This window comes from Jeotgalicoccus aerolatus (assembly GCF_014635205.1).
Lineage (GTDB): Bacteria > Bacillota > Bacilli > Staphylococcales > Salinicoccaceae > Jeotgalicoccus > Jeotgalicoccus aerolatus.
The window spans coordinates 584,073-609,871 of record NZ_BMCN01000001.1 but is presented as its reverse complement, the minus strand read 5'-3'; the positions used below and the strand labels follow the sequence as shown (position 1 = coordinate 609,871).

The 25,799-nt window shown below is 39.7% G+C and carries 24 protein-coding genes; 18 read left to right on the top strand and 6 right to left on the bottom strand.

Annotated elements, in window-relative coordinates; all coding sequences use genetic code 11:
- Window positions 1-135: 135 nt before the first annotated feature.
- From IEU81_RS03170 to IEU81_RS03145, 6 genes are all read left to right on the top strand, one after another.
- Window positions 136-1,824 (top strand): glutathione ABC transporter substrate-binding protein, encoded by a 1,689-nt coding sequence (locus tag IEU81_RS03170; RefSeq protein ID WP_186090245.1) that lies wholly within the window; start codon window positions 136-138, stop codon window positions 1,822-1,824.
- Window positions 1,825-1,995: 171 nt separating this feature from the next.
- The gene (locus IEU81_RS03165; protein ID WP_186090244.1) at window positions 1,996-3,534 is read left to right on the top strand and encodes an AbgT family transporter; all 1,539 of its coding nucleotides are present in this window, start codon (window positions 1,996-1,998) and stop codon (window positions 3,532-3,534) included.
- Between the two features lie 156 nt (window positions 3,535-3,690).
- Entirely contained in the window at window positions 3,691-5,475 is a 1,785-nt protein-coding gene (locus tag IEU81_RS03160) for an ABC transporter ATP-binding protein (RefSeq protein ID WP_186090242.1), read from the top strand.
- The gene (locus IEU81_RS03155; RefSeq protein WP_092599165.1) at window positions 5,465-7,237 is read left to right on the top strand and encodes an ABC transporter ATP-binding protein; all 1,773 of its coding nucleotides are present in this window, start codon (window positions 5,465-5,467) and stop codon (window positions 7,235-7,237) included. The genes IEU81_RS03160 and IEU81_RS03155 overlap by 11 nt, the downstream gene beginning before the upstream one ends.
- 78 nt (window positions 7,238-7,315) lie before the next feature.
- Window positions 7,316-8,020: a cytochrome c biogenesis CcdA family protein gene (locus tag IEU81_RS03150; protein ID WP_092599162.1), complete on the top strand. Its 705-nt coding sequence runs from the start codon at window positions 7,316-7,318 to the stop codon at window positions 8,018-8,020.
- A gap of 1 nt (window position 8,021) precedes the next feature.
- Window positions 8,022-8,519, top strand: coding sequence for a CcdC family protein (locus IEU81_RS03145; protein WP_092599159.1), 498 nt, complete (start codon window positions 8,022-8,024; stop codon window positions 8,517-8,519).
- 119 nt (window positions 8,520-8,638) lie between these two features.
- Here the strand turns inward: IEU81_RS03145 and IEU81_RS03140 are convergent, their stop codons facing one another.
- On the bottom strand, window positions 8,639-9,142 hold the full coding sequence (locus IEU81_RS03140; RefSeq protein WP_092599156.1) for a DUF2621 family protein: 504 nt from the start codon (window positions 9,140-9,142) through the stop codon (window positions 8,639-8,641).
- 98 nt (window positions 9,143-9,240) lie between these two features.
- Between IEU81_RS03140 and IEU81_RS03135 the strand changes: the two genes are divergently transcribed.
- The 7 genes from IEU81_RS03135 to IEU81_RS03105 all read left to right on the top strand — a co-directional run bounded on the left by IEU81_RS03135 (window position 9,241) and on the right by IEU81_RS03105 (window position 15,513).
- On the top strand, window positions 9,241-9,441 hold the full coding sequence (locus tag IEU81_RS03135) for a DUF1659 domain-containing protein (RefSeq protein ID WP_092599153.1): 201 nt from the start codon (window positions 9,241-9,243) through the stop codon (window positions 9,439-9,441).
- A gap of 36 nt (window positions 9,442-9,477) precedes the next feature.
- Window positions 9,478-9,690 carry a DUF2922 domain-containing protein gene (locus tag IEU81_RS03130; protein ID WP_186090240.1) on the top strand — a complete coding sequence of 71 codons (213 nt, stop codon included), beginning with the start codon at window positions 9,478-9,480 and terminating at the stop codon, window positions 9,688-9,690.
- A 1-nt stretch (window position 9,691) separates the two neighbouring features.
- Complete coding sequence (locus IEU81_RS03125; protein WP_092599147.1) at window positions 9,692-9,811, top strand: YvrJ family protein; 120 nt, start codon at window positions 9,692-9,694, stop codon at window positions 9,809-9,811.
- A 92-nt stretch (window positions 9,812-9,903) separates the two neighbouring features.
- Window positions 9,904-11,019: an exonuclease SbcCD subunit D gene (locus IEU81_RS03120; RefSeq protein ID WP_092599144.1), complete on the top strand. Its 1,116-nt coding sequence runs from the start codon at window positions 9,904-9,906 to the stop codon at window positions 11,017-11,019.
- On the top strand, window positions 11,006-14,008 hold the full coding sequence (locus tag IEU81_RS03115) for an AAA family ATPase (RefSeq protein ID WP_186090238.1): 3,003 nt from the start codon (window positions 11,006-11,008) through the stop codon (window positions 14,006-14,008). Before IEU81_RS03120 ends, IEU81_RS03115 begins: the two co-directional genes overlap by 14 nt.
- Window positions 14,009-14,104: 96 nt before the next feature.
- On the top strand, window positions 14,105-14,719 hold the full coding sequence (locus tag IEU81_RS03110; RefSeq protein WP_092599138.1) for an SCO family protein: 615 nt from the start codon (window positions 14,105-14,107) through the stop codon (window positions 14,717-14,719).
- A 125-nt stretch (window positions 14,720-14,844) separates the two neighbouring features.
- Complete coding sequence (locus IEU81_RS03105) at window positions 14,845-15,513, top strand: type 1 glutamine amidotransferase domain-containing protein (RefSeq protein WP_186090236.1); 669 nt, start codon at window positions 14,845-14,847, stop codon at window positions 15,511-15,513.
- Between the two features lie 1,223 nt (window positions 15,514-16,736).
- Here the strand turns inward: IEU81_RS03105 and IEU81_RS03100 are convergent.
- The 3 genes from IEU81_RS03100 to IEU81_RS03090 are packed head-to-tail and all read right to left on the bottom strand — an operon-like array spanning window position 16,737 to window position 19,334.
- A complete protein-coding gene (locus tag IEU81_RS03100; protein WP_186090235.1) occupies window positions 16,737-17,381 on the bottom strand; it encodes a small-conductance mechanosensitive channel in 645 nt (214 codons plus the stop codon).
- A gap of 16 nt (window positions 17,382-17,397) precedes the next feature.
- Window positions 17,398-18,102 (bottom strand): DUF5058 family protein, encoded by a 705-nt coding sequence (locus IEU81_RS03095; RefSeq protein WP_186090234.1) that lies wholly within the window; start codon window positions 18,100-18,102, stop codon window positions 17,398-17,400.
- A gap of 41 nt (window positions 18,103-18,143) precedes the next feature.
- Complete coding sequence (locus tag IEU81_RS03090) at window positions 18,144-19,334, bottom strand: amidohydrolase (RefSeq protein ID WP_231957159.1); 1,191 nt, start codon at window positions 19,332-19,334, stop codon at window positions 18,144-18,146.
- A 202-nt stretch (window positions 19,335-19,536) separates the two neighbouring features.
- Between IEU81_RS03090 and IEU81_RS03085 the strand changes: the two genes are divergently transcribed.
- Together IEU81_RS03085 and IEU81_RS03080 are read left to right on the top strand one after the other, a co-directional pair.
- Window positions 19,537-20,769, top strand: coding sequence for a hypothetical protein (locus IEU81_RS03085; protein WP_186090230.1), 1,233 nt, complete (start codon window positions 19,537-19,539; stop codon window positions 20,767-20,769).
- A gap of 227 nt (window positions 20,770-20,996) precedes the next feature.
- The gene (locus IEU81_RS03080; protein WP_186090229.1) at window positions 20,997-21,680 is read left to right on the top strand and encodes a prepilin peptidase; all 684 of its coding nucleotides are present in this window, start codon (window positions 20,997-20,999) and stop codon (window positions 21,678-21,680) included.
- 129 nt (window positions 21,681-21,809) lie between these two features.
- Here the strand turns inward: IEU81_RS03080 and IEU81_RS03075 are convergent, their stop codons facing one another.
- Both IEU81_RS03075 and IEU81_RS03070 read right to left on the bottom strand, forming a co-directional pair.
- Window positions 21,810-21,989: a DUF4368 domain-containing protein gene (locus tag IEU81_RS03075; RefSeq protein WP_231957158.1), complete on the bottom strand. Its 180-nt coding sequence runs from the start codon at window positions 21,987-21,989 to the stop codon at window positions 21,810-21,812.
- Window positions 21,989-22,219 (bottom strand): hypothetical protein, encoded by a 231-nt coding sequence (locus IEU81_RS03070; protein WP_209725791.1) that lies wholly within the window; start codon window positions 22,217-22,219, stop codon window positions 21,989-21,991. Before IEU81_RS03070 ends, IEU81_RS03075 begins: the two co-directional genes overlap by 1 nt.
- Window positions 22,220-22,613: 394 nt before the next feature.
- Between IEU81_RS03070 and IEU81_RS03065 the strand changes: the two genes are divergently transcribed.
- From IEU81_RS03065 to IEU81_RS03055, 3 genes are read left to right on the top strand one after another with little or no spacing between them, the layout of a single operon-like run.
- A complete protein-coding gene (locus tag IEU81_RS03065) occupies window positions 22,614-22,814 on the top strand; it encodes a helix-turn-helix domain-containing protein (protein WP_186090225.1) in 201 nt (66 codons plus the stop codon).
- 11 nt (window positions 22,815-22,825) lie between these two features.
- The gene (locus tag IEU81_RS03060; RefSeq protein WP_186090224.1) at window positions 22,826-24,613 is read left to right on the top strand and encodes a type I restriction-modification system subunit M; all 1,788 of its coding nucleotides are present in this window, start codon (window positions 22,826-22,828) and stop codon (window positions 24,611-24,613) included.
- Window positions 24,606-25,787, top strand: a complete 1,182-nt coding sequence (locus IEU81_RS03055) for a restriction endonuclease subunit S (protein ID WP_208454706.1) — start codon at window positions 24,606-24,608, stop codon at window positions 25,785-25,787. The genes IEU81_RS03060 and IEU81_RS03055 overlap by 8 nt, the downstream gene beginning before the upstream one ends.
- Window positions 25,788-25,799 lie beyond the last annotated feature (12 nt).

The following is a 25,799-nucleotide window of genomic DNA, read 5'->3' as shown; positions in this document are numbered from 1 at the left end:
ATTGCAGTTAAAGGGTATTTTTATACATTTAATTGTATCTTATATTTATTTTTATGCGAAAAAATTATCATATTGCATAAATTCATTATTTTCTATATAATTCAAATTATCAAAATATTTTGGAGGTTAACATAAATGGCAAAAAAAGGATTTACATATGTACTTTTTCTTACACTGATGCTAGTGTTAGCGGCATGTTCAAGTGATGAAAATGTCGATGAAGCAGCTGGTGGAGAAGGGAACGCAGAGGATGGTTCCGGCGGGACGATAAATATCGGTATGTCGGAAGATATGGTTACTGTTGACCCTCATGGTTCAAATGACTCGGCGAGTGCTCAGATTCGCCGTAATATTTACGAGTCATTAATTTTCCAGGATGAGAATCTGGAATTAACTCCAGGTCTTGCGACCGAGTGGGAGGCAACAGAAGATACAGTTTGGAATTTTAAGTTGCGTGAAGGAACGACTTTCCACAGCGGCCAGGCGTTCACTGCTGAAGATGTAAAAGCGACTATTGACCGTGTTAATGACCCGGCCGTTGCATCACAGGTGGCTTTCCTCTACGAAATGATTGAAGAAGTAAAAGTCGTTGGAGATTATGAAGTCAACTTACATACAGCCTACGCTTTTGCTCCGCTGCCTGCGCATTTATCGCATAATGCAGGTGGGATTATGAGTAAAGATTTAATCGACAGAGACTACCAGGCTGCATTAGATGAAGCCGGCAGTGATGTGACATTAGAAGAGTATTATGAACTTCGTGAAGCCGGCGGGGATGAGTTCCAGGCTGTTGCTGATGAAATCAGCGAATACATCGGTTCCGTTACTGGTGATGAGACTGATGGTACCAATCACCTGCAGCTCGCAGATCGTTCACCTGGTGATTCTGTAACGCTTGAAAAATTTGAGGATTTCCAAAATGGGGAACGTGAGTTTGACGAAGTTATTTTCAGAGTAATTCCTGAAACTCAGGCACGTCTTGCTGAACTGGAAACAGGCGGCATTGATATCGCCGCAGAAGTAGATACAGCAAGTGCAGAAAGAATACAAAGTGCCGATGCAACAGAATTAATTGAAAGTGACTCTGTTCGCATGAACTACCTTGGTTTTAATATGGACAAGGAACCGTTTGATGACCCGTTAATCCGTCAGGCAATCGCTTATGCGGTTGATCGTGATCAGATTATTGACGGTGTGTACGATGGTTACGGTATAACGGCGCAAAGTCCGCTGGCACCAGATGTTTGGGGATACGATGAAGGTCTTGAAAGTGTCGAAGTTGATATCGACAAAGCTCAGGAATTATTAAGTGAATCCAGCCAGCCGGATGGCTTCTCAACAACATTATGGGTGAACGATGATTCTGCGATCGTCGATTCGGCAGTATATATTCAAGGTGCTTTAAGTGAGATTGGGATTGAAGTAGAAATCCAGCAGTCAGAATGGGGTGCATTCCTCGATCAGACTGCTAACGGGGAACATGATATGTTTATCCTCGGCTGGACAACGGTAACAGCTGATGCTGACTACGGTTTATATGCTTTGTTCCATTCTAAAAACTTTGGCGCACCAGGAAACCGTTCATTCTACAGCAATGAAGAAGTTGATGCTTTACTGGATGAAGGACGGACAACTGCAGATGAAACAGTCCGTCAGGAAGCCTACAGTGAAGTTCAGCAGATTCTTATCGATGATGCACCTGCCGTATATTTAAACCATACCAGCTTCCTGCTTGGTGTTAACAATGACGGTGTAAACAATATTGGACTTGACCCTGTTGGAAATATCCGACTTGAAAATGCATCATTTGGCAACGCAGAATAAAAGTGAAGAGAAGTACCTTAAAGTTAAATACTTTGGGTGCTTCTCTTTTTGTCTTTGAACTTATACGATAAATCGGAAAACGCATTCATTTATTATCATAAACTTACTCACTAGTAAAAAGTAATAAGGCGTAGTATAATGAACTGCGATTCTATATTAGAGGGGTTTACTATGAATAAAAGTTTGAAAGAAAAACGTTCAGTTCTGGACTGGATTGAATATACCGGTAATAAATTACCGCATCCCGTAACTATATTTTTAATACTTACATTGTTAGTGATTATTATTTCTCATGTTTTATATTTAACGGGTGTCAGCGTCAGCTATGTGGGAATTAATCCGGAATCTGGCGAGCAGGAAGAATTAACTGTGCAAGCAGTCAGTCTATTAACCGGTGACGGAATCCGCTTTATGTTTACGAGTGTTGTTGAAAACTTCACGACCTTCGTGGCACTCGGTCCTGTTTTAGTCGCAATGATCGGTGTCGGCGTTGCTGAAAAAAGCGGTTATATCAGTTCCTTAATGACAAATGTTGTGACTAAAGCACCGCGTAAATTTGTGACTCCGATTGTTGTCTTTATGGGTGTGATGTCAAACGTCGCTGCCAGTGTCGGCTATGTTGTGCTCGTCCCGCTCGGTGCAATCATATTCTTAGGTTTTAGACGTCATCCGTTAGCAGGTCTTGCTGGGGCTTTCGCTGGTGTTGCCGGAGGTTATTCTGCTAACCTATTGATCGGAACGAATGATCCGCTTTTATCAGGGATTACAACTGAAGCGGCAGGTATTCTAGATGCCAACTATATCGTCAATGCGACGGATAACTGGTTCTTCATGTTCATTTCAACCTTCCTGGTCGTTATTTTAGGGACAATTATTACTGATAAAATCGTTGAACCGCGTCTTAAAAAATTTGATTTCGATAACAATCAAGTCAGTGAGAACAGAGATTTAAATAAGCAGGAAAAACGGGCTTTAAACTGGGCGAATATTTCTGCAGTGATTACGATAATCGCAATCTTAAGTCTGGTCGCTTTTCCCGGCTCACCGTTAAGAGGTGAAGATGGCGGCATTATCGGTTCGCCATTTATCTCGAGTATCATTTTTATAATGATGCTGATTTTCCTCGTGCCGGGTCTTGTTTACGGTGCAATCAATAAGACGATAAAAAACGATAAAGATGCCGTTAAATTAATGGATGGTTCATTGGAGACAATGGCTGGTTTTATCGTGTTGATATTCTTTGCAGCTCAGTTCGTTGCACTGTTTAATTTCTCTAACCTGGGAACGATCATTGCTGTAAACGGCGCGAGTCTGTTAGAGAATTTAAATATCGGGAGCATGCCGGTGCTCGTTGTTTTTATTATAATTACGACGCTGATCAACCTGGCTATTGCAGCGGATTCGGCGAAATGGGCCATTATGGCGCCAATTTTCGTGCCGATGTTCATGCAGCTGGGCATTGCGCCTGAAGTGACTCAGATTGCGTATAGAATCGGCGACTCATCGACGAATATTATTTCGCCGCTCATGCCATTCTTCCCGCTTGTTGTGGCTTTTGCCCAGCGCTACGGTAAAGAAAATGGAATCGGGACAGTCATTTCATTAATGCTGCCATATTCCGTCGTCTTCCTGATTGCCTGGATTATTATGTTTGTCATTTGGATGTTTTTAGGAATTCCGGTCGGTCCGGGTGCAAGCTTGTCATATTAAAATAATTGGATTTTCAAACCGCGGCTTAAAAAAGCTGCGGTTTTTCTTATGCATATAAAACATGTTTAAATCAGCCGTAAGATTTATTTCAATTTCCGAAATATATGGTAAAATTCAAGATGAATTAGTGCTGTGGAACAAAGGGGGAGAGCACCAATGCGTGTGTTTAAAAAGCTCGGCTGGTTTTTTAAGCTCGAGAAGAAAAGTTATTTAATCGGTTTGTTAATGCTTGGACTGGTCGCTTTGATGGAACTGGTGCCGCCGCAAGTCATCGGGCGGGTGATCGATTTAATTACGACAGATACTCTGACTTCAAATACGCTGATTTTATTCGGAGTCATGCTGATTATTGTTGCGGTTTTAACTTACATATTCCGGTTTTTTTGGCGCATTATGATTTTTGGTGCCTCGAACAGACTCGGTTTGACGCTGCGCGAGCAGCTGTTTAAAAAATATTCATCTATGTCGCCTTCATTTTTCGGCAAACGCCGGACAGGGGATTTGATGGCGCATGCGACAAATGATATTAATGCCGTTCAGATGACGGCAGGCGCGGGGATTTTAACAATCGCAGATTCGGTCATTACGGGCGGTGCAGTTTTGATTACTATGGCTCTGACCGTTAGTCCGAAACTGACTTTAATTGCGATGATTCCGCTGCCTTTTATGGTGATATTAACGAGCTGGTACGGCACGATTTTAAGTAGGCTGTTCCGTGTTGCTCAAGCGGCTTTCAGTTCTTTAAACGATAAAACCCAGGAGTCCATTGCGGGTATCAAAGTTACAAAAACTTTCGGCTACGAAAACGAAGATTTAAAAGACTTCGCCGACTTATCGGATGATGTTGTGAATAAGAACTTAAAAGTAGCCAAAGTTGATGCGTTGTTCGATCCGACAATTACAGCGATTATTGCAATCAGCTATTTTCTGTCTATATTTTTTGGCGCACGTATGGTGATTGCAGATGAAATTACTCTGGGCCAGCTGGTCACGTTTACAACTTACCTCGGTATGATGGTTTGGCCGCTCTTGGCACTCGGCTGGTTCTTTAATTTAATCGAACGCGGGAAAGCATCCTACGAACGAATTGAAGACATCATGAACACGGCCAGTGATATCGATGATGGAGTAACAACTGATCGTCTGCCTTCAGGAAATATTACATTTGATATTGACCGTTTTGCCTTTCCCGGTGAAGATGAAGTATCGCTCTCTGATATTCATTTTACTTTAAAAGAGGGCGAGACTTTAGGTATTGTCGGGCACACGGGTTCCGGAAAAAGTTCACTTATCAGGCTGCTGCTTCGTGAATTTGATACTGCAGACAACAATACTGTCAGGGTCAATGATATCGATATTAAGCAATATGATATTAAAAAGCTGAGGCATTTATTCGGGTATGTGCCCCAGGATAATTTTTTGTTTTCAACGAGTATTAAAAATAATATCGCATTTACTGATCCCGATATTAATATTGAAGCTGTCTATCGTGCTGCGGATCTCAGTTATATACATGAGGATATTTTATCGTTTCCTGAAGGATATGAAACTGTCGTCGGCGAACGGGGTGTGTCATTGTCCGGCGGACAAAAACAGCGGATTTCGATTGCCCGGGCTTTGATTCAAGATCCTGAAATATTAATACTAGATGACTCCTTGTCTGCAGTCGATGCTGAAACTGAAACTGCAATTTTAAAAAATATTGAAGAAAATAGAAGCGGGAAAACGAATATAATTACCGCTCATCGTATGAGTGCGGTCAGAAATGCAGACTTAATCTTAGTGATGGAAAATGGCCGCATTATAGAAAGAGGTACGCATGAGTCGCTGACTCAGGATCAAGGATGGTATTATGACACATTTAAAGCGCAGTCACTGCGTCAGCATCTAGTGAAGGACCTTGATGAAACGCTGGAAAGGGGGGACCGAAATGACAGCTGATGTGATTAACTTAACGCTGAAAGATCAGCTTAAAGTGCTAGTACGTCTTCTGAAATATACAGTGCCTTTTAAAGGATTGTTGATACTGGCATTTTCAATGCTTGTTATTTCAACTGTAATGGGCGTCATGACACCGTATCTCGTCATGATTTTTATCGATAATTATTTAACACCCTCGATTTTTCCGGAAGACGAAATTATGTGGTTAATAATTGCTTTTATTACCGTTAATGTTATCGCTGTACTGACGACCTACTGGCAAATATATTTGCTACAGCGCCTCGCTTTTAAAGTGATTCAGCAATTGAGAATTGATGCCTTTGAAAAAATAGGCAAGCTTGGCATGACTTATTTCGATAAAGTCCCCTCCGGCAGTGTAGTCTCCCGGCTGACAAATGACACGCAGGCAATTGTCGATATGTTTACTTCAGTGCTTGGGACATTTTTAATGGCAATATTCATGGTAATTTCGAGCTTTGTGATGATGTTTATACTCGATGTCAAACTGGCGTTTATCGCACTGATTTTTATGCCTGTTATTGTATTTATCTTGCTGACTTACCGTAAATATTCTGCACGATATTTCTCTCAAGCCCGCAGTCTTTTAAGTGATATGAATGCAAAACTTGCGGAATCGATTGAAGGTATGAAAATTATTCAGGTCTTTAATCAGGAGAAAAGATTGAGAAAAGAATTTGCAGTCATTAACGAGGAACATTATCAATATAATATACGGACAATTAAGCTGGACGGCCTGTTATTGAGGCCGGCAATCGACATGATTTATATCTTGTCCATCGTTGTTATTTTAAGCTATTTTGGATTTTTAAGTTTTGAAACTTCGGTGACAGCGGGTGTTATTTTTGCTTTCATTCAATACATGGAGCGCTTTTTTGAACCGATTAATCAGGTCAGTCAGAATTTAAATATATTCCAGCAAGCACTAGTTGCAGCGTCACGAGTATTTACACTCCTCGATGAAAATCGTCATGAACCAGCTCAGGCTGCTGATAAAAACCAGGAAATAACGAACGGCTGTGTTGAGTTTAAAGATGTGACTTTCAGTTATGACGGAAAAAATAATGTGCTTAAAAATATCAGTTTTACAGTACCCCCGGGGACGACGACAGCACTTGTCGGTCATACCGGTTCAGGCAAGAGTTCTATCATTAACTTAATGATGAGGTTTTACGAGTTTGAACATGGCAGTATTGAAATTGACGGACATTCGATTAAAACTCTGCCTAAAGAAGAAATGAAAAAAAATATCGGTCTGGTGCTGCAGGATCCATTTATTTTTTACGGGACACCAGCGTCGAATATTAAGCTTTACCACAGCGAGATGACTTTTGAACAGGTGAAGCGTGCAGCTGAATTTGTCAGTGCGGACAGTTTCATAAATAAACTGCCGCGCGGCTACGATGAAAAAGTCGTTGAAAAAGGTGCGGATTTTTCGAGCGGAGAACGCCAGCTGCTGGCATTTGCCAGAACGATGGCAACGGATCCTAAAATTCTAATCCTGGACGAAGCAACAGCAAATATAGATTCTTCCACCGAAGAAAAAATTCAAGCATCATTAATGAAAATGAGAAGCGGCAGAACGACTTTAGCCATTGCGCACAGACTGTCGACAATTCAAGACGCCGATGAAATTCTCGTTCTAAATAAAGGTGAAATTGTTGAACGCGGCAAACATGATGAATTGGTTCAATTAAAGGGAATTTACTATAAAATGTACAAGTTGCAAAACAGTCAACAATAATTTGTCATAATTAATCAGTTTAATATATTCATAGCCCCCGTCAGATTTGATATACTAATTCTGAATGGGGGTATTTTAATGGGATCAGAAGTAACATTTCTCCTTGCCTTTGGAGCAGGTGTACTGAGTTTTGTGTCCCCGTGTGTACTGCCGGTTTTCCCGGCCTTCGTGTCGTATATTACAGGCATGAGCTACAACGAGGTTGAAAAACAGAAATTTAATGGGCGAGCCATTTTACATACATTGTTTTTCTTAATAGGATTTAGTATTATTTATATCGCTTTAGGCTTTGGAACATCATTCTTAGGCGGTTATCTGGTAGAGTACGGCAATTTGATCCGTCAAATTGGAGCCATTTTAATCATTGTCTTTGGACTGGTGATCACAGGTGTCCTGAAATTTGATTTCCTGCTGAAAAACCATAAAGTAGAATTTAAAAATAGACCTTCGGGCTTTATCGGTTCCATATTAATCGGTATGGCATTTGCAGCAGGCTGGACACCATGTAACGGACCGATCATCGGTGCAATTTTTGCAATGAGTGCTTCAGCACCGAGCAACGCTTTAATGCTGATGGTCGTTTACTGTATTGGTTTTGGCGTGCCGTTCTTCGTTTTAAGCTTCTTCGTATCGAAGACACGCTGGATGTTAAAATATTCAAACGTAATTATGAAAATCGGCGGCGTAATCATGATACTGATGGGAATATTATTATACTTTGACGGATTAACGCAGATTATTATTTGGCTGCAGCCGTTCTTTGGAGACTTCCAGGGGTTTTAAGATGATAGAGTTTTTAGAATCAATCGAAGAAGAACTCTTTCTGATTGCATCGATCGGGGCAGTAGTCATGGGGATTGCCGTGATTTTTGTCCGGAAGCATGCGAGCAAAACGCCGTTGACTTTAAAGAAAATAGTCATCCCGCCCATCATGATGTCTACAGGCGCATTGATGTATATCTTTCCTTACTTCAGGTTATCCTGGGTTCATATTGCGGAAACAGTTATTATTGGTGCCGTATTCTCTATCGTCCTGATATGGACGACGAAATACGAAGTGAAGCGTGATGAATTGTACGTTAAGCAGACCAAAGCATTCCCTATAATATTAATGGGGCTGCTTTTGTTAAGAATCGCTTTGAAATATATATTCTCGCTAAACACGACACCTGGCGAAATCGGCGGCATGTTTTTCCTGCTGGCCTTCGTCATGATAGGAATTTGGCGTCTGTCGATGCTGAAAAAACACAACGAATTTAAGAAACAGCAGGCCATCAGCTGATGGCCTGTTTTTTGTATTGGCAGAGTTGGATTTTGATGAAGCGGACCTGTAAAAGACAACGGTTATTTGGATTTTATAAATGAACGCCTAAAATCTTCAAATAAAAACAGCAAGCCATTTTAAGATGGTTTGCTGTCTGCTTTTACTTTTTCAGTTTGTTCAAAAATTGAGAATTTCTGTTTCTCATCATCCGCCAGTTCAAACAGTTCTAAATAAGGCGTGTAATCTATATCCAACTGCTTTAATTTTTTCTTCATAAATTTATGATCTTTCTTCGGCGTTGCAATAATATAGCCCTTCATTATCTGATCGAGCTCAATGGTCTTTACACCTTCATCTAAAGCGATTTTAGAAATTCTTCCTGCAATTCTTTCTTTAGCTACATCTCTGAACAGTTCAGGAACCGGGCTGACCAGTTCATTCAACAGGTCCCGTGCGTTTTGATTCCAGAGCGGCAGCGCTTTTTCGATATAAAAATCCTGCCAGTCAAGTTCTGAATAGCCGTCACCTTTAGGCATCCGTCTCAGAAATTTTCTAAACATGAAAAAACCGCCAATAGCCATTGCACCGAGCATTATAAATGTCCATATCGCAATTAAAATCATGAAAATATCAAATGACATCGTAATCACCTCTACTTACTTCACATTATACAGATTTTAAACTTTGTTTGTCCATTTAATTATTTGTGACGATATATAGTGTGAAGGGAGGTGGGAACATGATAAAAGGCCTAAGTGCAAAGTTATTTTACTTCGTCTTGAACGAAGAGGGTAAAGAAGTGACTAAGTCGCGCACACTGAATCGTCTGGCAACTGATGCCAGTGACGACGGCATTAATACACTGGCAAGTGTATACGAAAATCTGACCGGCGAACAGTATTCTATCGTTGAAAAAGTAGTGACACACATCGTTCAGTAATCACATTTAATATTTAAATAGAGAGGAGGAAAAGCAATGGATGAAAAATTAGTACTCGTTTTTAACACAAATCAAAATAAAAGATTTACCCTAACTGTAAACAATCCAAAAGAAGGTATTACGGCTGAAGAAGTAGAAGCGGAAGCAGCGCGTTTAATCGCGGAAGACATTATGCGTCCGTCACAAGGAATCCCGGTTTCTTTGTACTCTGCAAAAATCGTTAATACAGCAACAACTGTGCTGAAGTAAAATGGACTGGATACCTTTTGTGAGCGACGTTGGATTTCCGGTGGTAATCACTTTCTTCCTGCTTCACCGCATGGAAAGCAAGTTAGATGATTTAATTATTACAATCCAGCAGCTCAAATAAAATCAGACTCTCCCGGTCTTTTGCCGGTGAGAGTCTTTCGTCTTATTATAAATATGATAAAATCAATATAATGAAAATAAGAGGTGACTGCAATGCGGATTTTACATACGGGTGACTGGCATATTGGACGCAAGATGAACGGTCTCGATTTGATCGATGATCAATCGTATATACTTGAGCGTTTAATGGAAAAAATTGAATCAGAACATATTGATCTGGTCGTTGTCGCAGGGGATATTTTTGACCGCGCCAATCCTTCTCAGCGCGCTTTGAAATTAGCGAACGACACGCTTTATCGTATAAATATTACTCTTAAAAAACCGCTACTTGTCATTAGCGGCAATCACGACAGCCGGGAAAGACTGAATTACGGCAGCGAGTGGTTTAAAGCGACAGATTTTTACATAAATACTGAAATAGACAATGCACATCTTCCGGTTACAATCGGGGATACGGATTTTTATCTTCTGCCGCATATCGAAGTGCTGGAAGCGAGAAATTATTTTGAGGATGACAGTATCGAGTCTCATCAGGATGCTTACGATAAAATTCTCGAAAAAATTAACAGCGTGCTGGATAACAGTAAGACCAACATACTGATTGGTCATCTGTACTTATCTGACAGTATTGCCAGTGATTCTGAACGTCCCTTATCGATGGGTTTGAGTGAAGCGGTCGCGGAAGATACCTTCAATCATTTTGACTATACGCTTTTAGGACACCTCCATCATCCGTTTGCAGTCAACAGTACACAGTCATTTTACAGCGGCTCCTTGCTAAAATATTCATTTTCAGAATGGAAGCAGCCTAAAGGATTCCGGATCATTGATACAAAAGAAGAAAAAGTATCTTTTATACCGCTTGAGCCGCAGCATGATGTAGTTGTTTATACAGGTGATTACGAAGATGTGATCAATGAAACGGTCACTTTTAAAGATAAAGATGCGTATTTTAAATTTGAATTATCGAATATGAGCTACGTCACGGAGCCGATGAGTAAAATTAAAATGATCTATCCGAATACACTCGAATTAAAGCCGCTGCTTGAAGATCGTGCATCAGAGCTGACAACGGTCGATATGACAACGACGAGTGACGAAGATATTTACCAATCATTTATAGAAACAACGCTGGACAGAGATGTCACTGACTTTGATAAGTCGATGTTTAAGTCATATTTTCTAGGAGAGCCAAATGAAACTGATTAACTTGAAAGTAAATTATTTCGGACCATTTGAGTCTGAAGAAATTAATTTCCAGAGCCTCAACAATAAATTGTTTTTAATCAGCGGACGGACAGGCTCAGGGAAAACGATGATTTTTGATGCGATAGTATACGCTCTGTACGGGAGTGCATCGACGACCGGCCGTGACGAGGAATCACTCCGCAGTCAATTCGCGCCGGATAATCAGCAGGCTGAAGTCAAATTAGTATTTGAAGTTAGAGGCCAACAGTACACTGTCGAGCGGACGCTGAAATATCATAAACCGGGCAATAAGAGTGCGACACCGCCAAAGGCAGTACTGTACAGCGGAGATGGTGACATTATCGCATCCAAGCTAAATGAAGTCAGAGATGCAGTAGTAGATATTGTTAAATTGAATAGAGATCAGTTCAGAAAAATATTAATCCTGCCCCAGGGTGAATTTAAAGAACTGCTCGTTTCTTCAAGTACAGATAAGCAGGATATTTTGCGTACACTGTTTCAGACAGGGCGATTTTTAAACTTTGAATTAAATTTAAAAGAGAAGTTAAAAGAACAGTCTAAAGAAGCGGAAAAACTGGATCTCAGAATTAACGAGCAGATTAAGCACATCCACACAGAAGATATAGATATCACCGAACAGCATGACTTTCCAAACTACAAGATGATTCTTGAATATAATGACGGCATCAACTTCAGTTATCAGAAGAAACTGGAAGAACTCGCTGAAGAGGGTAAAAGATTAAAAACTGAGCTGGATGAAAAACAAAAGATTCTTGTAGAGAAAACCCAGCATAACGAAAAAATAGATAAAATAAACGCCTTAACAGACGAACACACACAGTTGAATCAGCAGGCTGCATCTATCGACAGCTGGCGTGATGAGATCAGCCAGTTCGACAAAGTGTCTGCAATTAAATACGAACTGCTCCGTCATAAGGAATTAGATGAGTCTATTATGGAGTTGACCGATTCACTCGGTAAAGAGAAAACGAGACAAGAAGAGCTGAATGATAATCTAAAAATTAAAACAGATGAATTATCAGAGCTTGAAAAAAAACTTCCGGATATAAACCAGCGTCATAAGAAGTATTTTAAGATGGAAGGGTTTTTATCTTCTAATTATGAAACATTGAATCAGGATATTACAGACAGTAAACAAAAACTGAAAGAAAAAGAAGATGAAATCAGTCTGCTTGAGATAAATATTAAAAATATGAGAGCTGAATTTGAGTCTCTGACTGCGACGCATGCGGTCGCTCTGGCGCTGCAGCAGGAAGTTGGGGATATTAACGGCAAGTATAATCGTCTGACTGAAGATATTAAATCGGCCAAACAGTATCAGCAGCTGATTAACGAACGTTTGGAAATCAATCACAGTATTGATAAGAATAACGATGCGGTAAATGCGCAAAAAGACAAATTGTCGTTATTTAACAGCAATTTAGCAGGCTATGATGAGGATACAATTCAGACGATTAATCATCTAATCAATCACCTTGAACCGGGCACAGCGTGCCCGGTCTGTGAACAGACTGTGCTGACTTTCCCTGAATCCGCTGGTTTGTCAGACGAAGACCGTATGGAGCTGACTGCAATTAATGACGAAATCAGCAGACTCGAAACAGCCAATCAAAAATATGTAATGAGAATCGATGTGATTGATGAGGTCTTGAAAGATAAAGAATATCAGGATCAGGACATGCTTCATATTGAACTGAAGTCAGTAGAAGAAGAAAAAAATGAGATTGAAGCGGCACTTAAAGAGACAAATGAAGACATTCAGAAAAAAGATCAGCTGAACAAAGATATTTCTTCAAAAAATGAAGCAATGCACGGTTTAACTTTAAATTTACAAGAACTCAAAAACAATGATGCACAGCTGTCAGATAAGCGAGTTGAATTCAATGAAGCGACCGGTTTTGAAAACTTTCCTGACTTTAAACAATTTATGGTTCAGGAAAAAGAATCCATCGATGAATTTCAGAGCAATCTGAATCAGTTAAAAGAGACGGTCAATGAACTGACTAAACAAAAAGAAGTGACGGATGCAGCGGTGAAGTCGCTGACTGCAGAGTTCGATAAAACAGATGCAGGTATGAAGAAATTTAAAAAGAGTATTGATGCCTTTATGTCTGAACATCAATTCACCGATTTAAGTGTGCTCCACAGTATTATTAATGATGAAACGATTACTGATAAAAAAGATAAGGTTAAAACATTTGATGAGAGTAATAGAACGCTTAAAAATCAGCTGGATGAGCTGTCTAAAAACCTCGAGACCAAAGAGAAAGTTAATACTGAAAAAGATGACAAAAATGTTAAAAAAGCAGAAGAAACACTCGATAAAGCCCGCGAATATTATGCTGCTGTTAACGAAAGAAAAAATCGCAATCTCCAGTCGAGGGATTACTTATCCGGTTTAATTGATACGTTTAATGCATCTTATGATGAATTCAGCCAGCTGAATGAACTCGTCGATGCAGTGCAGGGGAAAAAGGGACAAAAAGTTTCGCTGGAGCGCTATGTTTTAACGTATTACTTAGAACGTATTTTAGAACTCGCCAATGTCCGACTGACGGCCATGACGAACCACCGTTATAAACTGCAGCGGAGTCAGAAAAAAGTGAACCGTTACAGCGGCCTGGATATAGAAGTTTTTGATTACTACAATAACCAGGCACGCAATATTAATTCACTGTCCGGCGGAGAAACTTTCCAGGCTTCACTCGTACTGGCACTCGCTTTAAATGAAACGCTGCAGCAGGAATCCGGCGGAATTACACTGGATACCATGCTGATTGATGAAGGATTCGGCACGCTCGACCACGAAACACTGGAAGTTGCGATATCTACTTTGATTGATCTGCAGACAACAGGAAAAACAATCGGCATCATCTCGCACGTCGAAGAATTGAAAGAACGTATGGAGCACATCTTATATGTGAATCCGGATAATGAGCGGAGTACGACCAAAATTGTGACCCTCTAGACAATGATTAGTCATAGAAAGTGCATAATTTTCACGCACAGAATTTTTAATTTTTGATAACATTGGTAGTAAGATGAAATGTAGGAGGGGACACACTTGAAAAAGTGGTTAATTGCGGTTTTGGCTTCACTGATGTTTTTATCAGCATGCAGTGCAGGCGCAGTAGAGCCGATGAGCCGGTACGGTGATGAAATACAGGACTTCGAAGTGACGAATCAGAATGATGAAACGTTCACTAGAGAAGATATGGATGGTAAAGTATGGCTCCTCAGCTTTATCTTTACGAACTGTGCGACTGTTTGCCCGCCGATGACTCAAAATATGACTCAGGTCACACAGGAATTGGATGAAAAGGGCATCGAGAACTATGGAGTAATGAGTTTCTCTGTTGATCCTGAAGTCGATACACCTGAAGTTTTAACGGAATATGCAGGATGGTATGATATTCCTGAAGATACAGATTGGCAGTTCCTGACAGGTTACGATTATGAATTTATTAGAGGATTTGCTGAAGATAACTTCAAAACAATCGTTGCACCGCCGCCAGAAGGCAGTGACCAGGTCACGCATGGTACAGCGTTCTACTTAATCGATGAGAACGGAACAATTATTAAAGACTACCCTGGAGTTGACTCCGGCGACAATACCTTCCCGCAGGCGGAAGTAGTGTCCGATGTAGAAAAACTGGTAGAACAAAAAGATGAAGAATAAAGCAGAACCGCTGTCCTTATGGATAGCGGTTTTTATCGTTTAAATATGCTTATATCTTTGTATCAGTTTGAGATTAGTGTTTAAGTAATCAGGGTAAATAAATAAAAAGGAGAGTGGATATAACTATGAGTAAATCTATACTTTTAATTGTGACAAGCCACGATAGAATTTCAGGTGACAAAGATAAACCAACTGGTGTTTGGCTGTCAGAGGCAGCAGAACCTTATATTGCATTCCAAAGTGCCGGATTTAAAGTTGATATTGCATCACCTAAAGGCGGAAGTGTTCCTGTTGACCCGAACTCTGTAGAAAACGGCAGTAATGATGAGAAATTTACTGAAGTTACAAAGCTGCTTCAGAAAACCGAGCGTGTTAAAGATGTTGTATACGAAGGCTATGATGCGATATTCTTAGCTGGCGGACACGGTGCGATGTACGATTTCCCTGGAGACCCTGATATTCAAAATATTATGGCATACTTTAAAGATCAAGGCAGAATTGTCAGTGCAGTATGTCACGGCCCTGCAGCATTTGCGGATGCCAAAACTAAAGATGGAAAATATTTAGTGGATGGTATAAAGCTGACAGCATTTACTAATGCTGAGGAAGATGCTACAAAATTATCTGAGGACATGCCATTTATGCTTCAAACAAAACTTGAAGAAAACGGTGCAGGTTTCGTCGCTGGTGCAGCTGGAGAAGAAAACGTCGTGTCCAGCGGCAGTTTTGTTACTGGGCAAAACCCCGCATCAGCTGAGGCTGTTGCTAAAGCAGTTATTAAGAGATTACAATAATATTTTTGATAAAGCGCGGTACTTTCATGTGAAAGTATCGCTTTTTTTTATGTGGAGAGCGAGAGGATTGGAATTTAGAAAGCAACATAGCTATTAAGAGGCGAATATACAGAAAAAAAAGACGTTTGGATGACGTGGTGAAAATGACGACGTCGTCCGGAAGGTTTGGGATGACGTGGTGAAAATGACGACGTCGTCCGGAAGGTTTGGGATGACGTGGTGAAAATGACGACGTCGTCCGGAAGGTTTGGGATGACGTGGTGAAAATGACGACGTCGTCCGGAAGGTTTGGGATGACGTGGTGAAAATGACGACGTCGTCCGGAAGGTTTGGGATGACGTGGTGAAAATGACGACGTCGTCCGGAAGGTTTGGGATGACGTGGTGAAAATGACGACGTCGTCCGGAAGGTTTGGGATGACGTGGTGAAAATGACGACGTCGTCCGGAAGGTTTGGGATGACGTGGTGAAAATGACGACGTCGTCCGGAAGGTTTGGGATGACGTGGTGAAAATGACGACGTCGTCCGGAAGGTTTGGGATGACGTGGTGAAAATGACGACGTCGTCCGGAAGGTTTGGGATGACGTGGTGAAAATGACGACGTCGTCCGGAAGGTTTGGGATGACGTGGTGAAAATGACGACGTCGTCCGGAAGGTTTGGGATGACGTGGTGAAAATGACGACGTCGTCCGGAAGGTTTGGGATGACGTGGTGAAAATGACGACGTCGTCCGAAGGGTTTGGGATGATGTGGTGAAAATGACGACGTCGTCCGAAGGGTTTGGGATGATGTGGTGAAAATGACGACGTCGTCCGAAGGGTTTGGGATGATGTGGTGAAAATGACGACGTCGCCCAAAACTCACAAAGCTAGAAAAAACACCCAAAACCAGATGGTTTCGGGTGAATTCATGTGCTCTATAATAAATTATCACAGTGTCCGGTTTTAAATGTTTCTTCAAAGTTTTCAAAGCTGGTTTCTTTCATGTTGCTAAGGGCTTCATCTGTGTTTGATCCAATATGCGGTGTGACAAGGATTCGCGGATAGAGGCGGATTAAATCTCGTGCACTGTCGTCCGAAATCGGGTGCCATGGTGAAAATTGTTGAAGTTATCGGGAGGTGATTAAAGAGATGTGTAATTTCAAATCCATTATATCCAGACTGATTTGGAATGTATAACAATATGATAAAGTCCCCGAATCATTAGATTCCGGGGACTTTATTTTAAGCTTTCTTAGATTTTAATTTTCCTGCAGCCAGCATAATACATACTAGCAGAACAATACAGAGTACATTTTTAGTGAATAATGGAATAGGTGCCATATTGACCAGTATTCCGATAATAAGCGCTAACACACCGTAGATTGGATACTTTCCGGCAAACTGTGCAAGAACGGCACCGAATATTGCAGGGAGTACATATGGAAATACTTCCTGAACACTTTCCGGTATGACTGTTAACAGCCATAAGCCTGCTAATATTACAGGAATAAGTATAATCTTATTAACGAGTGATGCTGCACTGATTCCCAGTGTACCGACAATTTCACCCTTATCGGTTCCGGGTTCCACACCAACTGCTTCCTGGCACGATGCAACTGCCGGTAAGCACATATTAGAAATATTACCTGTAAAAAAGGCAACATAAGTTCCTGAAACACCGAGTACAGGGAAGTACATAATCGGTTCTAAAAACCAGACAATCGCTACAACAGCTGCATAGGCTAGGAAGCTGTTAATAATTAATGAAAAACCGGGATGATATCCCATAACAAATGATATATATAACGGCATTGCTAATGATATAAGAATTCCTAACCCTATAGTAATACGGCCCCATCTGTGAGAGGCTGCTCTAAATTCATTCATTTAAAACCCCTCCATTTTATATAAAGAAATAAACTGCAGCTAAGCTGATCAGGATTGAGAATCCGAGTGACCATTCTTTCAGCCAGTTAATTCCTTTTTTATTCGCGATATAGTTAAAAGTGAGTGATGAAATTACAGCCACTGCTGCCGTAAAAATATAAGGTGCACCTTTAATCATTTCAGCGCCGGTTAATGATCCAAACACAGCAATCATGGCACCGCTGGCGATTATACTCATTAAATATTCACCTTTAGGCTTGCTTGTTAATTTGGTTTGAATTTTACTTAAGTAAGGTGTGGCGAAGAATGTAAATATCATCCAGCCGGCACCGCCGATACATAAAGTCCATACGACGAGATTAAATATTTCAGGTGTAAATCCTTCACCAGCCAATGTAGCACCAGCAGATTCTGCAGACAGTTGTGCACCCATACTTTCAATGGGAGCTGAACCGATGACACCGATCCTCATCATAGTCAGCGGATTTCCAATTAATGAAATCAGTGAAACAGCAACGATAATAATCCCGATTGATGGACCGATTGCAGTAATACTGCCTGTTTTAACTGCACGTTTGATTTCTGAATCACTCATACCAATTTCTCTAGCTGCTTTTTTAGATAACGATAAAAATTTTATTGCCTGAAAAATAACCAGCGCCACTATCGCAGAACCGAAAATCCATACGACAGGGGAGTTGGCAAAATCCATACCTGACATGTAATCAAACCCCTTTGTCTGTCTTTTGTTTATAAATTACATTAACCCTCAAGTCTGCCGAGGACGACATACCCTAATGTTTTAGCACTGATTAAAAGTGCGCCTTCATGTACATCAAACTTAGGGTGATGGTTTGGATATGGATGTTCTACACCTTCAGGCTTTGAACCAACATGAATAAATGTCCCTGGTGTTTTTTGAGTGTAGTAAGCAAAATCTTCAGAACCGCTGGATGGTTTAGGATGCACGATTTCATCAAGATAGGTACCGACACTGTGTGTAAGAATATCTTCAACATATTGAGTTTCCTGCGGGTGGTTGTATGCAACAGGATAGTCATACACATAGTCTAAGTCGCATTTAACATCAAATGAGTTTTCTATACCTTCAGTAATTTTTTTCATTGCTTCATAGGCAGGTACTTTATTGTCTTCATTTAAATAGCGGACAGTCCCCCGAAGCGTCACTTTATCCTGAATGACGTTATAGCCGCCTGGTGCATCGAACGCTGTAACTGACACAACGACAGAGTCCATTGGATCCATACGTCGGGAGACAATCGTTTGTGCTTCAGCGACAAAGTAACTGCCGGCAACAAGTGCATCATGTGTTGTATGAGGCATTGCACCATGCCCGCCTGAACCCTGTATGGTTAAATCAAAGTTAGAGCGGCCGGCCATAGAGTTGCCTGAAATTAAACCAACCTGGCCGACTTCCAGCATAGGGAAAATGTGAATACCGTAAACTTCGTTTAAATCATCTAAAATACCTGATTCAACAATACTTTTGGCACCGCCCGGCGGCACTTCTTCTGCGTGCTGGTGAATCAGTTTTATCGTTCCGTTCCATTCATCCTTTAATTCAATCAGCGCTTCACCTAAATAGAGCAGGTAAGCGGTATGTACGTCGTGTCCGCAAGCATGCATCACGCCGTCATTCGTCGATTTAAATTCAACATCTGCTTCTTCCTGGATCGGCAAGGCATCAAAGTCAGCACGGAGTCCAATCGTCCGTCCTGAAGACTTACCGTTAATCTCAACGATAATCCCGTAACCATTTCCAACATTTGCCGTAACTTTAACATCCTTGTCACGATAAAAATCCTCGATAAACTTAGCTGTATTTTCCTCTTTAAATGAAAGTTCCGGATTGGCATGCAAGTGCCGTCTCGTTTCAATCATCTGCTGTTCTTTCTCTTCAAGTTTTTGAAAAAGCTTTTCTTTTAAACTCAATTTAAATCCCCCTTTGTATATATGAAAACAGTTTATCATTGAGAAAATAAAATGACGAACAATTTAATCAATTCAGAATTTAATGAAGAGATGTGCCTTTGTGTCAACTTTATGTCTAAAATTAGTAATATTCTGTTTATTTTAAAATTTACAGGGAATGTTACATAATATCATTTGAGTTATTTAAATATATTCAAAGGGGATGGATTTTATTAAGTATTTAATGATGCTATTTGCAAGTTTACTGTTTATAGCAGGATGCGGATCCGGAGAATCTGAAGAACCAGCAGAAGAAAGTGCAGAAACGACAGAAGAAGCTGAAGACAATGCAGCAGAAGAAACGGCGGAAGATGATGCTGCAGAAGAAGAAAGTGCAGAAACGGAATCTGAGTCTGAAACAGACACTGAAACTGATGCAGAAGGGGATGCATCAGAAGACGCGACGGAAGAAACGAATGACTCAGAAAGTGAAGATTCAGCGGAAACAGAAAGCGAAGATACAGAGTCTGATTCAGAAATGGACAGCGGCACTGAGTCGGATACAGATAGTGAAACCGGCACAGAAACAGAGTCTGATAGTTCAATGGAAGATGACAGTTCAGACAATGCTGCTTCAGATGATGCCGAAGGAGATACTGCAGCTGGCACGTCAGAGCAAAGGAATATAGACTTTGCTCCCATTGATGAGACTGTGACAGGTGCTGATGGTACTGAGATGACAACTAAGTTTGAGTTGAACTCCGGTATTGGAGAAACGCTCAGCAGCGCAAGTGAATCAGATGCATCTATTGAAGAAGTTATGATGCCTAAAGAAGATGTCACAACATATTATGCTGAAACATTTATGGTTATTAATTTATATGCTGCAGGTAATACTGAAACACCAGCAGATAATGATATGGCGGGGCTGACAGCAGAGATTGATGAAAGAGAAGAGATGGAAGTGTTCTCTGGACAGTTCGATCCTGCAACAAGTACTGTCGTTCCTTATGCTTATGCAAATTCGGAATCATTGTTCGTAAATGAGGGCGGAATGTGGAATGACTATACAGGACAGGCACCTGCAGATCAAATATATTATGGTTCATATTCTAATCTTTACGATGCATTTATGGAGAGTTCAGAAGTTATAAATGTATCGGAAGATGATGATAATTATTACCTTCATAACATCGGTACAGAAACTGTACTGCATGATACATTCGGTACATTATTCAACGTTGAGTTTACTAATGCCGATACATCTCAGCAGAAGAATGGGGTAGTGGGTGTAGTAGATAAGGAAAGCCAGGAGCTGGTTCATATTGCCTATATGTCGTCTGCACCTGGTATTACTGAGGGTGAAATGCTGCATATAGAAATTGCATCCGGTCTCGGTAATTATGGAGAGTATGATGAGAGCGGTATAACTGTACCGGAAGGTATATACGAATAAGTTTAAGCAAATTGCTCAATCCGTACACAGAAATGTGTGCGGATTTTTTCTGTTTAATAATAAATTAACAAATTTTCAATTACTGACCATCTAATTTTTCTTTATTCGTAAAAATGATAAAAAAATTAAAAAATTGCGCAGATTATGACACAGTTATTAAATTTTTGCGATTTTACAACAATTTATTTTGTCCTTATATTGTGATTATCACGAAGCGGAGGTTAAATATGATTCTATTAATAATCATGGGCGGCGTACTTGCATCGTTTCTTTACGCACTGACACAAACTGATAATATTTCATTCTTAACGAGAAGAAGCCACTGTGATTCATGCAGAAATGAATTGAGTATCAGCGATTTAATACCGGTGATCAGCTTTTTAAAAAATGCAGGACGCTGCAGGCATTGTCAGTTTAAGATTTCAAATAGTTATTTATTCGTAGAAATACTGACAATTGTACTCTTCGTTTTGCCGGTTATTGTACCGCTCAGCTATGACAATATGCTGCTTTATTATTTATTAGTCAGTATTATAATTCCGCTGTCCATTTATGATTACGATACAATGCTTATTCCATCTCATATGTTGATATTATTATTTATTTCCGGTTTATTTTTAACTGATCTTGAGTATTTAGAAGCAGGAACTGATCTATTTATTGTCGCAGTGCTGCATATCTTCTATCTTTTGTTTAAAGAAAAAATAGGCTACGGCGATATTCAGCTATTTTCGGTATTAACGATGATTACACCGCTCGACTTCTTCATTTTCACCTTTTTATTCACTTATATTATTGGCGGTTTTGCTGTGATTTTACTAGAACTGTTTGCACATAAAAATATTACAAAAGTTCCATTAGTCCCGTTTATTGCTGCGAGTTTATTTACTACTTTTTATCTTGCCTTCTAACACCGTTGATTTGCCCTTCAGGTGGACGCTTTCCGCGGGCATGGCTTGAGCCTCCTCGGAAGAAGTTCACTTCCTGCGGGGTCTCAAGACTCATGCTTTTCCCGCAGGAGTCGCCACCTTACGTTCCAATCAACTGGTCTGCATCTTTGCATTTGGTTCTATTTCAATTGCTCCAATACAGTTGTAGTAGATTTTAATGCGTTGTTCTTGTTTTCCATCAACTTTCTCTGCTTGGTAGACGATAATTTTATCGACAAATTCCCGTATTAATTCAGGATTGATTGTACTGATTTCTGTATGCTTTTTCACTAATTGTAGAAAATGTTTTGTGCAATTTCGTTTAATTCTCCCGCTTCATTGACACAGTCATCTAAATCAATGGCACAAATGTCATGGCTGACAATGAAGCCTATGCCAGTATAGTCATCCATGACTTTCACCGCATCTTCATACGAAGAAAAAGTGCTTAAATCATTTGGACTTGCACGACTGCCTGTCCTTGCGTTATACGGTACTTTTGCTTTCTTTCCATTTCGCATTTCTTCTTTCCAGCAGCAAAATATATCATGCTCTTTCATTTCCGCTGGAATATTTTCAATATCACACACAGAAAATACACACCTCCTTTACCTGTAAATTTTTAAAGCTATTCAATTGTCAAGGAACGATGAGGGGAATGATCCATCTGTGTGTTTGTCTAATCTGTCTTTTCACTTATGAATCTTTTCGACAAATTTCACAGTTGTAAATATGTCCCTCACCTATAAGCGAATAATTTCACCGATTCGAACCCCTTTTTAAAAAAGGAAAATTAAATCTATTTAAATCGACAAAAATATACGAATATTTATAGTTTTAAGCGACCGCTTCACGTCCTCGTGATATGATGATAGGTAGGTAGAAAGAAATCGTTCAAGATGAGGAGGAAGTGAAATGGGTGTACGTTATGAAAAGTTATTTCACTTATTAGATGAACGAAATATGACAACAAGAGAATTAGAAAAGCAAGCAGGTTTTTCGGGAAATATTACGACACGGATGAGAAGAAATGAATACATATCACTCGAGAGTATTGAAAAAATCTGCATGACTTTAGATTGTCGTGTGGATGATATTTTAGAATTTGAGAAATAGGAGCGAACAAAATGAATGAATTTAATCGAAACTTACAAACATCAATTAATGTACAAAGACAGGCTAATTTAATTTGGAGTGTAGCAGATATTTTACGCGGACTTTATAAGCCTCATGAATACGGTAAGGTAATTTTACCGATGACAGTGATCAAACGATTACATGATACTTTAAAACCAACTCGTGATGCTGTATTAGATGTCGCAAAGAAAACAGAAAATATGAATGACACCATGCGGAATAAAATGTTGACGAATGCTTCGGGCTATTCATTTTATAATACGAATCTTTATACCTTCGAAACATTGCTTGCAGACCCAGCAAATATTGAAACAAACTTTAGAGCCTATATAAATGGCTTTTCAGAAAATATGCAGGATATTCTAGCTAACTTTAAATTCGATTTAGAGATTAGTAATTTAGCAGAAAACGATCGCCTCTTTTATGTCATCCAGGAATTTAGTAAAAAAGAAGTTGATCTAAGCCCAGACAAGATGACGAGTACAGATATGGGATATGTCTTCGAAGAACTTGTCAGAAAATTCTCGGAAAGTTATAACGAGGAAGCTGGGGCACACTTTACGAGCAGGGATATTATTTATTTAATGACAGATTTATTGTTAGTTGAAGATCAGGATACTTTAACTGGAAAAGATGTGGTGAAGACGGTATATGACCAAACGATGGGTACATCACAAATGTTGTCAGCCATGACAGAACGAATTCATGAGATGAATGAAAGTGCAGAAGTTGCAACCTTTGGTCAAGAATTAAACCCTGAAACATACGCAATCGCAAAGGCTGATACGATGATTCGTGGAGGAAATCCAGACAATATGGCATTAGGCAGTACCCTATCAAAAGATGCTTTCGAAGGCTATACTTTTGACTACTGTATTTCTAACCCTCCATTTGGGATTGATTGGAAGGGTGACCAAAATGCTGTAAAGGCTGAACATGAACTTGGTGAAAATGGGCGATTCGGGGTTGGACTACCAAGAATCAGTGATGGGCAATTATTGTTTCAGTTAAACGGGATTTCAAAGTTAAAAGAGACTGGACGAATGGCAATTATTCATAACGGGTCGGCATTGTTTTCTGGTAATCCAGGAGCAGGTGAAAGTTTAATCCGCCAGTATGTGATTGAAAATGATTGGTTGGAAGCGATTGTTCAATTGCCAAATGATTTATTTTATAACACAGGTATTTCAACATACATATGGATCGTTACGAAAAATAAATCTGCTGAACGTCAAGGAAAAGTGCAGCTCATTGATGCTTCGAAGATGTTTGAAAAACGTAGGAAGAACATTGGTGAAAAGCGTGTTGATATTTCGGAAGAATGTCGTGACATGATTGTCAAAGCTTACGGAGAGTTTACTAATGATGAATATTACTTAGATGAACGTGTTGTTGAATCGAAAGTTTTTGATAATAAAGAATTTGGTTTTACACGTGTCACTGTGGAAAGTCCGTTGAAAGATGAAAATGGAGAAATCGACCGTAAAAAGAACGGTGACCCAAAACCTGATGCGAAATTACGTGACACAGAAGACATTCCTTTAAAAGAAGATATAGATGCCTATTTTGAGAGAGAAGTATTACCATTCAACCCAGATGCATGGATGGACCGCAAAAAAGATAAGATAGGTTATGAAATTCCCTTTACAAGACTGTTTTATAAGTATACAGCACCAGAGCCTTCAGAAGTCATTGCTGAACGCATCAAAAAATTAGAGGAATCAATTGTCGCAAACTTCCAAGCACTATCAGGGAAGGATGTGGAAAACGTTGACTAGAAAAATGAAAGACAGCGGAATTGAATGGATTGGAGAGATTCCGGAGGATTGGCTTTTGGTAAAATATAAAAGGTTTGCGAAGTCTGGAATGGGTATAACTCTATTGAAAAGCGATTTATTAGATAGAGAGACAGAGGATTCAATACCTGTATATAGTGCGACTCAGGGAAATGAATTTTTTGGATATACAGAAAACAAAAAACTATTATTAGAGAGCGGAGATTTGGTAATCCCTGCTCGCGGGAACTCAATAGGACACATTAAAGTTGTAGATAAAACAGCAACATCTACACAGACAACCATATACAGTAAAGTATTTTCAAATGAAATCAATATAATGTTTCTAAAATATTGCGGTGATGGATTAAAAGATAATTGGTTTGAATTTGATAATACAGCAATTCCGCAAATAACAGTTAATCAAGTAAATAATAACCCTGTTCCTTATCCTAATCTAAAAGAACAAGAGAAAATAGTTAAAATATTAAATGAAATCACACGAAAAGTTGATAATATATTAAAACAAACCCAACAATCCATCGAAGAACTAAAAAAATACAAACAATCACTCATAACAGAAGCGGTGACAAAAGGCTTAGACCCGAATGTGGAAATGAAAGATAGTGGGATTGAGTGGATTGGAGCTATTCCTAGTCGCTGGGGACTAAATCAAATTAAAACTGTCGCCAAAGTGATGAATGGTAAAGAGATTGAAACCGATGGTGGGCATATACCCGTATTTGGTTCAGGTGGAGTATTTAAGTATACAAATACAAAATTGTATGATAAAGAGTCTGTATTGTTCGGTAGGAAGGGTACTATAGGAAAACCATTAATAATTAACCAACCTTTTTGGACAGTTGATACAATGTTTTATACACATATTTTTGAAAATAGAGCTTTTCCAAGATGGCTCTATTATATCTTAATATCATTACCCTGGGATGTTTATTCAACCCAAACTGCTATTCCTAGTATTGTTGGAAGTGAAATCGAAAGCATTAGAATACCTGTACCATCAATAGAAGAACAACGCCAAATCGTCTCCTACTTAGACGAACAAACATCTCGTATCGACAAGCTGATCGCTGATAAAACAAAAGTTATTGAAGAACTTGAAGATTATAAGAAGTCCTTAATCTATGAATATGTAACAGGGAAAAAAGAAGTGTAAAGGGGGTAAGCT

Bases quoted from the DNA above. Each gene is read 5' to 3' on its own strand.
- IEU81_RS03150 (WP_092599162.1), top strand. From the start codon at position 7,316: ATGGGATCAGAAGTAACATTTCTCCTTGCCTTTGGAGCAGGTGTACTG.
- IEU81_RS03155 (WP_092599165.1), top strand. From the start codon at position 5,465: ATGACAGCTGATGTGATTAACTTAACGCTGAAAGATCAGCTTAAAGTG.
- IEU81_RS03140 (WP_092599156.1), bottom strand. From the start codon at position 9,142: ATGTCATTTGATATTTTCATGATTTTAATTGCGATATGGACATTTATA.
- IEU81_RS03105 (WP_186090236.1), top strand. From the start codon at position 14,845: ATGAGTAAATCTATACTTTTAATTGTGACAAGCCACGATAGAATTTCA.
- IEU81_RS03060 (WP_186090224.1), top strand. From the start codon at position 22,826: ATGAATGAATTTAATCGAAACTTACAAACATCAATTAATGTACAAAGA.
- IEU81_RS03095 (WP_186090234.1), bottom strand. From the start codon at position 18,102: ATGTCAGGTATGGATTTTGCCAACTCCCCTGTCGTATGGATTTTCGGT.
- IEU81_RS03065 (WP_186090225.1), top strand. From the start codon at position 22,614: ATGGGTGTACGTTATGAAAAGTTATTTCACTTATTAGATGAACGAAAT.
- IEU81_RS03115 (WP_186090238.1), top strand. From the start codon at position 11,006: ATGAAACTGATTAACTTGAAAGTAAATTATTTCGGACCATTTGAGTCT.
- IEU81_RS03135 (WP_092599153.1), top strand. From the start codon at position 9,241: ATGATAAAAGGCCTAAGTGCAAAGTTATTTTACTTCGTCTTGAACGAA.
- IEU81_RS03160 (WP_186090242.1), top strand. From the start codon at position 3,691: ATGCGTGTGTTTAAAAAGCTCGGCTGGTTTTTTAAGCTCGAGAAGAAA.
- IEU81_RS03100 (WP_186090235.1), bottom strand. From the start codon at position 17,381: ATGAATGAATTTAGAGCAGCCTCTCACAGATGGGGCCGTATTACTATA.
- IEU81_RS03120 (WP_092599144.1), top strand. From the start codon at position 9,904: ATGCGGATTTTACATACGGGTGACTGGCATATTGGACGCAAGATGAAC.
- IEU81_RS03085 (WP_186090230.1), top strand. From the start codon at position 19,537: ATGGATTTTATTAAGTATTTAATGATGCTATTTGCAAGTTTACTGTTT.
- IEU81_RS03070 (WP_209725791.1), bottom strand. From the start codon at position 22,219: ATGCGAAATGGAAAGAAAGCAAAAGTACCGTATAACGCAAGGACAGGC.
- IEU81_RS03125 (WP_092599147.1), top strand. From the start codon at position 9,692: ATGGACTGGATACCTTTTGTGAGCGACGTTGGATTTCCGGTGGTAATC.
- IEU81_RS03145 (WP_092599159.1), top strand. From the start codon at position 8,022: ATGATAGAGTTTTTAGAATCAATCGAAGAAGAACTCTTTCTGATTGCA.
- IEU81_RS03170 (WP_186090245.1), top strand. From the start codon at position 136: ATGGCAAAAAAAGGATTTACATATGTACTTTTTCTTACACTGATGCTA.
- IEU81_RS03080 (WP_186090229.1), top strand. From the start codon at position 20,997: ATGATTCTATTAATAATCATGGGCGGCGTACTTGCATCGTTTCTTTAC.
- IEU81_RS03165 (WP_186090244.1), top strand. From the start codon at position 1,996: ATGAATAAAAGTTTGAAAGAAAAACGTTCAGTTCTGGACTGGATTGAA.
- IEU81_RS03130 (WP_186090240.1), top strand. From the start codon at position 9,478: ATGGATGAAAAATTAGTACTCGTTTTTAACACAAATCAAAATAAAAGA.